This is a genomic window from Vibrio sp. TMPB1044 (assembly GCF_030442075.1).
Taxonomy (GTDB): domain Bacteria; phylum Pseudomonadota; class Gammaproteobacteria; order Enterobacterales; family Vibrionaceae; genus Vibrio; species Vibrio satsumensis.
In genome coordinates this window covers 37538-49670 of record NZ_JAUJED010000003.1, presented here as the reverse complement: position 1 = coordinate 49670, position 12133 = coordinate 37538, and the positions used below count along the sequence as shown (strand labels likewise).

The window sequence follows — 12133 nt, the reverse complement described above, 5'->3', positions numbered from 1 at the left end:
ATAGTTTTTGTTGATAGCTTTTACCGATAGTCTTTTCTTTTCGAAGATAGGATTCGCCTATTGAATCTATAGAAATGTCCGATTTCACTAATTTTCGGTGCGGATGCAATATATCTCCATCGACGCGGGATAGCGTTAAACACTACAAATTAGAAAGAGAGTCAAATCATGATCAACACAGAAATCAAACCATTCAACGCAACAGCATTCAAAAACGGCGAATTCGTAGAAATCACTGAGCAAGACGTTAAAGGCAAGTGGGCTGTATTCTTCTTCTACCCAGCAGACTTCACGTTTGTATGTCCAACTGAGCTAGTTGACCTGCAAGACAAATACGCTGAGCTTCAATCTCGCGGCGTAGAAGTTTACTCAGTATCAACTGACACGCACTTCTCTCACAAAGCATGGCACGATACTTCTGACAAAATCGGCACTATCGAATACTTCATGGTAGGCGACCAAACTGGCAACATCACAAACAACTTCAACGTAATGCGTGAAGGTCAAGGCCTAGCAGACCGCGCTACGTTCCTAATCGACCCAGAAGGCGTTATCCAAGCAATGGAAATCACTGCTGAAGGTATCGGTCGTGACGCTGAAGACCTACTACGCAAGGTTAAAGCAGCACAATACGTAGCGGCTAACCCAGGTGAAGTTTGCCCAGCTAAATGGAAAGAAGGTGAAGAGACTCTAGCTCCATCTCTAGACCTAGTAGGCAAGATTTAATCTAAGCCTATCTAAAAAGAACAAATAAACGGTTCTACAGGCGCGCTTCGGCCTCCCTCCTAAAGGGCAGTTGCGCGCCACCCTTTCAAACCATCAACACCACAATATTTGCCGACTTGCGCCCCCTTTTTATTTTCCTTTTTCAGCAAGAAGGTATTGGTCAATACCAAGACACAGAATTTAAGAGCAGGCACGATTATGTTAGATCAAGCAATGAAGCAGCAGCTAAAAGCATACCTAGAAAACTTAAAAACCAATGTTCAGTTAGTGCTGAGCCTTGATGACAGCGATACCGCAAACAAACTCCAAGACCTAGCAAATGACATCGCGTCTTTAACGGACAAAATTGAAGTGACTCGTGATGATAGCGCAAGCACGCGTAGCCCTATCATGCAGGTAGTCAACCAAGATAAAGGCACTGCGATCGGTTTCGCCGGTTTACCAATGGGTCACGAGTTCACGTCACTGGTACTGGCACTGCTTCATAGTGGTGGTCACCCTATCAAGCTTGAAGCTGATGTAATCGAGCAAATTAAAGAACTCGACCAAGAGCTCAATGTAGAGATTTTTATCTCACTCTCATGCCAAAACTGTCCAGAAGTGGTTCAAGCATTCAACATGATGTCGGCGATTAACCCTCTGGTTAAGACAACGATGATTGATGGCGCAGCATTCCAAGACGAAGTGAAGTCTCGCGACATCATGGCAGTACCAAGCGTATTCGTTAATGGTGGGCTATTTGGTCAAGGCCGTATGTCACTGGCAGAGATCCTGAACAAGGTTGATTCAGGCGCAGCAGAAAAGAAAGCAGCAAACCTAAACCAACAAGCACCTTTTGATGTATTGGTTGTCGGCGGCGGCCCTGCAGGTTCTTCAGCAGCGATTTACGCAGCACGTAAAGGCATTCGCACTGGTGCAGTTGCTGACCGATTCGGTGGCCAAGTAATGGATACCATGGCGATTGAGAACTTTATCTCAGTGAAAGCGACAACTGGCCCTAAATTAGTGGCAAGCCTTGAAGAGCACGTAAAAGAGTACGGTGTTGAAGTGATGACGGAGCAGCGCGCTGCGAACATCATTGCGGCAGAAGACACCGAAGACGGTTACATCCACGTTGAACTAGAGAGCGGCGCAACACTGCGAGCTCGCACAGTCATCACCAGTACCGGAGCTCGCTGGCGTGAAATGAACGTTCCAGGTGAACAAGAGTACCGCAACAAAGGCGTTGCTTACTGCCCACACTGTGACGGTCCACTGTTCAAAGGTAAGAAAACAGCGGTTATCGGTGGCGGTAACTCAGGCATTGAAGCGGCTATCGACTTAGCAGGTATTGTGGAACATGTAACCGTACTTGAATTTGCAGACACACTGCGTGCTGACCAAGTGCTTATCGACAAAGCGAACGCAACACCAAACATCGAAATCATCAAGATGGCTCAAACCACAAAAGTGTTGGGTGATGGAAATCGCGTAACCGGTCTGGAATACAAAGACCGCAACACTGAAGCACTAAAACAGATCGAACTAGCGGGTATCTTTGTTCAAATCGGCCTAATGCCAAACAGCGAATGGTTGAAAGGAACGAAGGTAGAACTATCACCACGCGGTGAGATCGAGATTAACGCTCATGGCGCAACATCAATGAAAGGTGTATTTGCGGCGGGTGATGTAACGACAGTACCTTACAAACAGATCATCATTGCGATGGGTGAAGGTGCTAAAGCAAGTTTAGGTGCATTTGACCACCTAATCCGTAACTCAGCTCCAGTTAAAGAGGCTGAATCCGTTTAATCTTTAAACTGAAAAGCTTTTAACTCAAGTTCCTTAAATATTTGTTAACTTAATTCTTTATTGTTAACGACTTAGTCGACATTTAGACACCACTCCTATGGATTTAGGAGTGGTTTTTTTCTTTGGTAAAAACGCTTTACGCTGGCTGATAAAGCATAAAGGCAACCACTAACGCTAAGCTTCCACCCAAGCAGCGGTTCACAAACATCATCTGTTTTGGTGATTGCAGCAACTTTTTAAGCATGGTACCGCAATACGCCCACACCAACATACATGGTACACCGGTAATAACCATGCCCGCGATAATGGTCACCACTTGAATCAAGTAATCTGCATTCGGAGTGATGAACTGTGAAAACACGGTTAATGACGCTATCCAACCTTTAGGGTTTAACACCTGCACCAGCACACCAGACATGAAACCTGAACGATTGTCGGTGGTGCTTTCTTCGATTTGCATGTTAGCAATCGACCATGCCATGAACAGCAAATAAGCCGCGCCCGCGTACTTCAAAATGTTGTATAGATCTGGATAAAGGGTAAATAGGCTCACCAAACCGACACTGGAACCCGCCAGTACAATGATGATGCCAACAGCGTTCCCAGAGATAAAAGGTAAAGTCGCAGCAAATCCATAACGACTTGAAATCCCAAGTAATGCGATATTGCCTGCCCCAGGGGTAATTGCAATTGATGTTGAAAATAGCAAGAACGCCAGCATTAATTGAGAGCTCATTTCCTCTCACTCCTAATAAGTAAAGTATTTATAGGGAGAGAGTTTACAGATTCGACTAGGAATTAAATTGCTATATAGGCTAATATTAATCCAAATTTGAGCAAGACTTTTCTAAAAAACCCATGAAACAGAAAGAATCCACCAAAGAAGTGTTAGATGACACAGATATCGCCATCTTAGAACATATCCAACAAGACGGACGCATGAGCAACAGCAAGCTCGCAGAGAAGGTCAACCTCAGCGAAACCCCTTGCTGGCGTCGTTGGAAACGCATGGAAGAAACTGGCTATATCGATGGTTATGCCGCGAAGCTGAATCGTAAGAAATTAGGCTTTCATGTGGCTGGTTTTACTCTTGTGACTTTAGGTAATCATGAAGTAGAAAACACAGAACCGTTCGAAGAGTTTGTCGCGGTAACCGATTGGATTCCAATGTGTCACTGCATTGCAGGCGGCGCCGATTACATGGTGCAAGTGTTGGCAAAAGATTTAGAAGAGTACTTTGAGCGTATTAGCTCGATTCGAAGAGTGAAAGGCGTGAGTGCGATTCAATCCAACATCTCAGTGAAAGAGTTGAAAAACAGCTATCAGCTGCCGCTTTCAGACTAGTCAGCTGTCTCTCCCTAAAACACATCAAACAAAAAGCCCAGCCGCTATAGATTTCTGAATTCTAAAGCGCTGAACTTAACGTGATTACTTGTTTGGTTTAACCAACTTGGCTATTCACAAGGGTGAGTTAAGAAAGAGCGGTATAAAGCCAATCAGGGATAACAGTACAAGCAGCAATGGTCACAACGGCGAACACCAATAAGCCGTAGTGACTCGCGGTTGGCTTAGCGAACAAATGTTTTTGCTTAGCGATAAATTCATTCTGTTGTTGAGTGACTTCACCAAAGAATCGGCTCACGATAACACCAAGAACGAGAAAAACGACGGTGCCAATCAGTGCAAACCAAGGCCAAGAAATACCACTGTATTTGGCAATGAACACCACAACCACACTACCGATACTGCCGGCAATCACGCCCTTCTCATTCGCTTTCTTGAAGAACAAACCAAGGATGAAAGAGCCAAGACGAATACCAACAAAAATTGAAGTCAGGCTGGCAATGGTTTTGAGTACAGATTCGTTAGAAACCGCCAGTAAAGCAGGCACAACAACCGAAGCGGCAGCAACGAGACTCATTTTTCTTGCCACCGATTCTAAATGCGCATCGGAGACTGATTTACGGAAAAAGCGCTTATAGAAATCGAATGTCGCCACAGTTGCCATTGAGTTATAAGTAGAATCCAGTGTCGACATCGCCGCAGCCGACAGTGCTGAGATTACAAGCCCAACAATGATTGGGTTAGTGTGGTTAAACACGAAATCGAGAATCACTTCATTACTATTCTCAAAACTGGTGTCTTGATAAAAGACACTCAACAAAACGCCCATCACAGCAAAAAACAGATAGATGAAGAAAGCGCCGTAACCACAAAGCAGCATCGATTTTTGCGCTGTTTTAACGCACTTAGTCGCCAACGTTCTTTGAATAATCAGCTGGTTAGTACCATACACACTCAGGTGCAAGAAGCTCACAGCCACGACACCAGCCCACAATGTGGTATCAACGCCCAAGTCAAAATCGAGATTGATGATATTCAAATGTTCAGGAGACAACACCTCGCCCGCATCGATTTTCATCAACAATAAAACAAAGATCGCAATGCTGCCGATAATCAACACTGCTGACTGAAGCATGTCAGTCCAGATTACTGTCGAGATACCGCCTGCATAGGTATACAACGCAGTAAATAAGCTGATGTAGATGATCGCCTCAGAGATACTCACCGGCAGCACTTGCACCAAGATCAATGCCACCGCATACAAAATCACCCCTGCCGAAATACACTGAACCACAATAAACACGACGGAGTTGATCGTGCGAGCAACAACGCCGAAGCGGTGCTCTAAGTATTCATAAATCGAGGTCAGGCCAAGTTTGTAAAACACCGGAACAAAGAAAACCACAGCGAAAAAGATCACTATTGGGTAATTCAGATGAACGCTCATTGCTTCCATGCCTGAGCTATAAACCCAGCCCGGCATACCCACGAACGTCATCGCACTGATGTAGGTTGCAAGAATCGACACACCCGCCGTAAACCAACCAAATTGTTTTCCACCAGTCGAAAAGTCGCCACCAACGCTATAGCGTTTATTTACTAAGTAGCTGATAAATAAAGTAGTTAACACATAAATAGCAATAACCACAAAACTTGAGTACGTAACCATTTTGAGATTCCGTTTATTGTATTCTTCTAATCATTCGTCGCCAATATTACTCAAAATTGGATATTTTCCCTCAAAAACCCACAGTAAGTGTGAGTATTGTCACTAATATAGACGAATAAACGCTCAAAACGCCCAGAAAAGCCCAAATACACGATCTAACAGGATCCAGATCACTAAAATACATAAAATGGGTACGCACTCATTTTAAAGTTGACTTTGATCACGGATCTAATAACCACAAAAACTCTATTATCTCTCCCGAAACGACGGCGGTGTGGTGAATATCAATAACCACTGCACAATAATTAAAACTAAAACCACCCTATATAAAATAAAGGTTTATCGGTCATGACTACTAAAAAACACATGAGCGAAGTTCCTATGATTCAAAGGGTAGCTGCTTATCTTGCAATTCTAGTGGGCTACTTTTTCTATTGTTATAACTTTGTAATTATTGACTACGTACGCCCATACATCGTTGATGCGTATGATGGTATTAACTTGGCGGATACCGCTCAGTTCTATACATGGCAGTCGGTTGGCGCACTTATTGGTGCCCTAAGCTGTGCATGGGTGGCATCAAACTTTGGTAAGAAATCGACTCTTATTGTCATCACTGCACTAAACGGTGGCGCAACCATCATCAACATGATGTTTACCGACTACGCGATGTGGGCAGCGATGCGTTTCATCATCGGTATTTCTTTGGGTGGTTACTTCACCGTAGCAGTAAGCCTGATGATCGGCCTATTCACACCAACGGTTCGCGGTAAGTTGACGGCATTCGCTTCTTCAATGTTCTCTGTTGCGCTAATGGCAATGGGTGCGTACGCAGCGTTCATTTCTAGCATCGACGCACCTTGGCAGAGCCTAATGTGGGTGGGTGGTATTCCTCCTCTAGTTGCTGCTGCACTGATGATCTTCATCCTGCCTAGCGACAAGAAAGTGATCGCCTACGGTGAAGAAGATCAAGCCGCGGCTGAAGCATCTAATGCACCAGCGAAGAAAGGTTCTTGGGGTGAAATGCTAAGCGCACCATACCGCAAGCTAACGATCACTTGTCTATTACTGGCCGGCCTTAACTTCTACGGCTACCAATTCTTCTCTGGCTTTGTGACAACGTACCTAAAAGATGTTCGTCAATTTGACGGTGCGACCATCGGCATCATCTTCTCTATCTCGGCATTCGGTTCTCTATTCGGTGCTTGGGTATGGGGTGCAATCGCCGATAAATACGGCCGTAAAGTGAATGCGTTTGGCTTCATCCTTGCGGGTGTTATGGCTTCAGTATTCTTTGTCGCACCAAGCGACGTGATGATCGGCAGCCTAAACATGCTGGCTATTCTAGGTCTTATCTACAACTTCGGTCTGTCAGCTTCTGCAGTATGGGGTGGTTACTTCTCAGAACTGTTCCCAGCTCACCTACGTAGCTTCGGTGCTGCACTGTTCCACGGCGGTCGTATCATCGGCATGTGGGCACCAATGGTGTTGGTATTCATTCAAGAGCGCAGCGACCTTGCGACAGCAATGTGGGGCTCACCAATCGTATGGATTGTGGCTGGTCTACTGTGGCTATCACTACCAGAAACATTGAAAGGCGGCATCTTCGACAAGAGCAAAAAAGCGGAAACAGCAAAAGCTTAATCCCCTTTAGTTGAAACCTCAAAAAGTTGAACGCCTCTAAAGACGCGAAACAAACATCAATCCGGCTGAGTAGTCAGCCGGTAACAAAATCCAAATCGAGTCCTGTTCCGAATGTTGACTCGACAACAAAAAGAGAATGAATTATGTCTAAATATCAAGAAGCTAAACGCATTGTTCGCGAATACTTTGATGCAATGGAAAACGCAACTCACGAGAACGTTGCTGAAGTTTTAAAAGCACACACTTCTGAAGATTACTTGTGGCGCGGTGTTTACCCATTCCGTGAGCAAGAAGGCGCACAAGCTGCGGCTGACGTATTCTGGGCTCCTATGATGAAATCAATGACTCGCATGCAGCGTCGTCAAGACATCTTCATCGGCGGTAACAACGAAGTTAACCCAGATGAGATTTGGGTAATGAGCATGGGTCACTTCATGGGTCTGTTCGATGCTGAATACCTAGGCATGCGCCCTACCGGCAAAATCATGAACGTTCGCTACGCAGAATTTAACTGTGTTGTTGATGGCAAAATCACAAAGACTGGCCTGTTCCTAGATCTACTAGGCATGATGGACCAAGCGGGTTGCTACCCACTTCCACCTTCAACTGGTAAGCACTTCGTTTACCCTGGTCCACGTAACCACGATGGTCTGTTGTTTGAAGATGCAGATCCAGAAGAAGGCGTTGCAACACTAGCGCTAGTAAACAAAATGGTTGATGACCTTTCTGCTCTTAACGACAGCGGCGCGATGGGTTGCCCACCAGAAGTACTAGCGAAGAGTTGGTCAAAAGACATGATTTGGTACGGTCCATGTGGTATCGGCGCGTCTTACACAATTCCTCGCTACCAACAGCAGCACCAACTGCCTTTCCGTAACAACCTGAAAGACAAGAAGTTCAACGGCCACGTTTGTCGCTTCGCTGAAGGTAACTTCTCTTGCTTCTTCGGTTGGCCAAACCTATCAAACACACCAACAGGTGGCTTCCTAGGTATGACTGGCGGTGAAGTCCGTGCAAACATGCAAGTGGTTGACGTGTACTACCGTGATGGTGACAAGCTGTCTGAAAACTGGGTTCTTATCGACCTTCCTTACTGGCTACAACAGCAAGGTCTAGACGTGTTCGAACGTACTTCAACCATCATGAACCCAACGCTTTAATCCAAACGCTTTAATCCAAAAGATTGAAACGAAACAGTGGCAACCTAAATAGGCATCTGACTTGGGTTGCTACGCTTACTGGGAGATCCTTCTCGCTCCTAGTAAGTGCTCCAACCAATTCATTATTGCTCCACTAATAATTGAATCCACTAGTACCTCATGGATGGGGTACACCCTGCCAAACCATTACCAATATAACGGGCTCGAAAGCACGGTGGCTTTCTGCGGCCTGAATAAAGAGAATAACAATGAATAAGTCGATTCTTTCAGCAGTGATCCTGACAGCACTTACCTCGGGTTCTGCTTTTGCTGCACACACTTTTACCAATGACGCGGGCGATAGCCTAACACTAGATGGTCGTTTCGACGTTCGTTACCAAGATAAAGGTGGCGATCACAACGGCGAATGGAACAGCGGTAGTTCGCGTTTCGGCCTTAAGGGTCAAATGGGACTAGACAACGACTGGACTGGCTTTGGCCATGCCGAATGGGGTTATAACTCAGGCGCTAACGGCGATAACATTTACGACCGACTTCTATACGCAGGCGTTGAGCACGAGAAATACGGTAAGATTGCTGCCGGCACAAAACAATGGTCTACCTTCTACGACGTGGCTTGGTTTACCGATATGGGCCGGGTATTTGGTTCACGTGGTTCTGGTTACTACAACCTATCTGACTGGGGTATTGCTTCTGGTACAGGCCGTGCTGAAAACTCAATTACTTACCGCAACAACATCAATGACAACTGGAAATACGGCTTCATTTACCAAACCACTCGCGAAGATGTTGGCCTAGCAGACGGCTTAACAGCAACCCTGAAAAACGGTATGGGCGCATCAACGCTGTACACTATTATGGATGGCCTAACCATTGGTTTAGCTTACCACCAGAATGAGTTTGATGATGTCGATGCGGGCGTTCAAAACATCAAAGATGGCGATACACAACGCATTGGTCTATTAGGCGTTAACTATACCAATGATGGTCTATTCGTTGGTTTCACCTACAGCCAAGGTTCAAACTGGGAAACCACCAGCCAAGCTGAATTCTACGACCACCGTGGTGCTGAATTCTTCACCTACTACCACTTTGAAAATGGTCTACGTCCAACCTTTAACGTTAACTACTTAACGGACACAGACGACAACGCAAATGGCTACGAGCGTCAGCTAATTATCCCTGGCCTTGAGTACCACTTTAAGAAGAACAAGTTCTTAGTGTGGACGGAATACCAGTTTGATAATGGCAACGACAAGTCTGTTGGTAACCATTACGAGAATAGCGATGATCAATTCGCGGCTGGTATTCGTTACTACTTCTAATGGCTAATGGCTAATGGCTAGTGGCTAGTGGCTAGTGGCTTATGGCTAGTGGCTTATGGCTTATGGCTTATGGCTTAGTAATATGTCACTCAATTTGTGGGTAAACTCGTAATCTAAAGCTCTGCTCTCACGCAGAGCTTTTTAGTCACTATCTCTGTAATCATACTTTTTTCCAACACAGAGAATGGGTTATACCCAACATCAAATTCAAAATAGTCATTATTCCTTATTTTTCATATCATTCCTTGTTATTGCTTTATGAGTACGTACCTAATTATGGTATCCTGTGCGCAGTTAATTAGGTTCAAAAGTATGGTCTATGAACTCTCCAAAACACTCCACGGCGTCAAAGCCAACCGTTACTTCAAAAGATGTCGCTAAGCTCGCTGGCGTTTCTCAATCAACGGTATCTCGCGTATTTGTACCGGGCAGTTCGGTGTCTGAAAAGACCAAGCAGAAAGTGTTCGATGCAGCAAAATCGTTGAATTATCGTCCCAATGCCTTTGCCCGCAGTCTGACGACAAATGAATCCAAATTGATTGGCCTAGTTTTTCCTGACGCTGACTACCCTATCCACATGAAAACCCTACAGCTTATCTCCACTGAGCTACAAAAACAGGGTTACTCTGCGGTATTGATTCCTTGGCAAGTTGATGGAAACGATAACCACTCTATTCCTAATATCTTCCAATACCGAGTTGATGGCGTGATTGCCGCTTCTGCGACCTTTAATAAGTCGCTTTATGAAGAGTGTGAAGAGTTCGATATCCCGATCGTTCAATATGCACGAGTGGTTGAAGGGACTAAGAGTAGCCATGTAGTGAGTGACAACTACGCCGCAGGCCAAGTTGCCGCTCAACACTTTCATAGCGTGGGAACGAAAACAGCAGTTTACCTGACAGGTAACGTACCAACCTACACCAACGGCGAGCGTGAATCGGGCTTTTGTTCAGAATTCGAAGATCTCACTGGCAAGCAAGCTCGTGTTATTGAAGCTGACTACGACTACCTTGATGCACTCGATACCATTCGAACCCTATTCTCAGAACCCACACATCCTCAAGCGATTTTCTGCGCGACAGATAACCTAGCGATGGCGGTAATGGATGTGGCGCGCTTAGAGTTCAACCTGCGTATTCCAGAAGATCTTCAAGTGATTGGTTTTGATGATATTCCGCAAACTCAGTGGTTGAACTACCAACTCACTACCTTCAAGCAAGATTTCAAACGCCTTGCGCGTGAGTCAGTGAAAATTATCGTTAGCCAGATTCAAGAGCAAGACACGAGCTTAGTTAAGCTGATGGTGCCAGTGAAATTTATTGAACGAAACACCACGTTGAAAATGAAATAGTGTTTTTCTTCAACCTGGATTTGATTGGTATGAGTTCGGAGGAAGTACTGATTGGTATACTCCTGAGTCGGTACTAAGTATCCAAGCAGTCTTTACCTTTTAATTGAATAGATAAAATGAGTAAGCCTCTTGTTATGCGAGGCTTACTTTGTACACATTTTGATTCAGACTACACACTCTTTCTTCATGATAGTTAAGCCTGCTTCGAGAGTTTCTGTCCAAGCTAGTTCGACGCTTTCATCATAGTGAGGATCGTATTTTTTAACCGTATTGAGTAACGAGTTGAACCACTCGTTGAGCTCTTGCTCAGAGATATCCATCCCTAAATCTTTATGCCGCTTTCCAAGCTTTCTCACCGAGTTTCGTACGCTCGGCAGACCAGCAGAGTTGTAGATAAGGATGATCGAGGCTTTAAGCATCTTAGTTTGTTGCACTAACCCTATCTTTTCAAAACGTTCTGAAAACCTTGGATTATGCTCACAAAAATCCGCCAAAAACGTTTCAAGAAATTCTTGGTCTATCCGGCAGCGCTCAAAGCTTTCATAAAACAGTTCGTTCGATGTCATCTAGCTGATCCTTTGCAAAATTTTGAGTCTTCAGGACGCTAACAAGTTCAGAGCCGCGACTTCGCCAACTCCGAACCATCAACATGATCTAAGTATACGCCACTATGGCATAACGTAAACTATGGCATAAAGTGAGTTGCACAGATCTTGTTCCCATCAGGATCTCGCAAATAAGCCATGTACAAGCGACGCTCGTCAGAACCTCTCACTCCGGGGCCATTTTCAATGCTGGTACCGCCATTTTCGACGCCAATCCGATGCCACTCATCTACAACTTCAGGAGAAGACGCAAGAAAACCCACCGTCATGCCATTACCGTGCGTTGCTGGCTGCCCATCAATCGGCTTCGTTAAGCCCAACACACCCGTTTGGCTAACGTAAACACAGCGCCCTTTAGGGTCAACCGAGCCTTCGCTATAACCAAGCACTTTCATGATTGGGTCATAAAAAGCCTTCGCGCGTTCAATATCTTCGGTACCGAGAAAAACATGGCTGAACATAACTAACCTCTTCTTTTATTGAAAGAACACCCTAAACTAGACCTATAATTTGCGTTT

At 45.1% G+C, this 12133-nt stretch carries 11 protein-coding genes; 7 read left to right on the top strand and 4 right to left on the bottom strand.

The window, feature by feature from the left end; genetic code table 11:
- Nucleotides 1–168: 168 nt before the first annotated feature.
- A complete protein-coding gene (gene ahpC / locus QQ041_RS00610; RefSeq protein ID WP_016798107.1) occupies nucleotides 169–726 on the top strand; it encodes an alkyl hydroperoxide reductase subunit C in 558 nt (185 codons plus the stop codon).
- A gap of 198 nt (nucleotides 727–924) precedes the next feature.
- Nucleotides 925–2517: an alkyl hydroperoxide reductase subunit F gene (ahpF, locus tag QQ041_RS00605; RefSeq protein WP_285952866.1), complete on the top strand. Its 1593-nt coding sequence runs from the start codon at nucleotides 925–927 to the stop codon at nucleotides 2515–2517.
- A gap of 136 nt (nucleotides 2518–2653) precedes the next feature.
- On the opposite strand, the gene QQ041_RS00600 is transcribed toward ahpF, so the two are convergent.
- The gene (locus QQ041_RS00600; RefSeq protein WP_285952865.1) at nucleotides 2654–3253 is read right to left on the bottom strand and encodes a LysE family translocator; all 600 of its coding nucleotides are present in this window, start codon (nucleotides 3251–3253) and stop codon (nucleotides 2654–2656) included.
- Nucleotides 3254–3375: 122 nt separating this feature from the next.
- Here QQ041_RS00600 and QQ041_RS00595 point away from each other — a divergent pair, with 122 nt between their 5' ends.
- Nucleotides 3376–3861 (top strand): Lrp/AsnC family transcriptional regulator, encoded by a 486-nt coding sequence (locus QQ041_RS00595; protein WP_146491786.1) that lies wholly within the window; start codon nucleotides 3376–3378, stop codon nucleotides 3859–3861.
- A 127-nt stretch (nucleotides 3862–3988) separates the two neighbouring features.
- On the opposite strand, the gene QQ041_RS00590 is transcribed toward QQ041_RS00595, so the two are convergent.
- Nucleotides 3989–5530, bottom strand: coding sequence for a sodium/solute symporter (locus QQ041_RS00590; RefSeq protein ID WP_285952864.1), 1542 nt, complete (start codon nucleotides 5528–5530; stop codon nucleotides 3989–3991).
- A gap of 348 nt (nucleotides 5531–5878) precedes the next feature.
- Between QQ041_RS00590 and QQ041_RS00585 the strand changes: the two genes are divergently transcribed.
- The 4 genes from QQ041_RS00585 (at nucleotide 5879) to QQ041_RS00570 (ending at nucleotide 11010) form a co-directional block, all read left to right on the top strand.
- On the top strand, nucleotides 5879–7174 hold the full coding sequence (locus QQ041_RS00585) for an MFS transporter (RefSeq protein WP_017629762.1): 1296 nt from the start codon (nucleotides 5879–5881) through the stop codon (nucleotides 7172–7174).
- A 143-nt stretch (nucleotides 7175–7317) separates the two neighbouring features.
- Nucleotides 7318–8334, top strand: coding sequence for a nuclear transport factor 2 family protein (locus QQ041_RS00580; RefSeq protein ID WP_017629761.1), 1017 nt, complete (start codon nucleotides 7318–7320; stop codon nucleotides 8332–8334).
- 248 nt (nucleotides 8335–8582) lie between these two features.
- The gene (locus QQ041_RS00575) at nucleotides 8583–9659 is read left to right on the top strand and encodes a porin (RefSeq protein WP_285952863.1); all 1077 of its coding nucleotides are present in this window, start codon (nucleotides 8583–8585) and stop codon (nucleotides 9657–9659) included.
- 319 nt (nucleotides 9660–9978) lie between these two features.
- Nucleotides 9979–11010 carry a LacI family DNA-binding transcriptional regulator gene (locus tag QQ041_RS00570; protein WP_285952862.1) on the top strand — a complete coding sequence of 344 codons (1032 nt, stop codon included), beginning with the start codon at nucleotides 9979–9981 and terminating at the stop codon, nucleotides 11008–11010.
- 164 nt (nucleotides 11011–11174) lie between these two features.
- On the opposite strand, the gene QQ041_RS00565 is transcribed toward QQ041_RS00570, so the two are convergent.
- Nucleotides 11175–11576, bottom strand: coding sequence for a globin (locus QQ041_RS00565; RefSeq protein ID WP_285952861.1), 402 nt, complete (start codon nucleotides 11574–11576; stop codon nucleotides 11175–11177).
- Nucleotides 11577–11695: 119 nt separating this feature from the next.
- Nucleotides 11696–12076, bottom strand: coding sequence for a VOC family protein (locus QQ041_RS00560; protein ID WP_146491779.1), 381 nt, complete (start codon nucleotides 12074–12076; stop codon nucleotides 11696–11698).
- Nucleotides 12077–12133 lie beyond the last annotated feature (57 nt).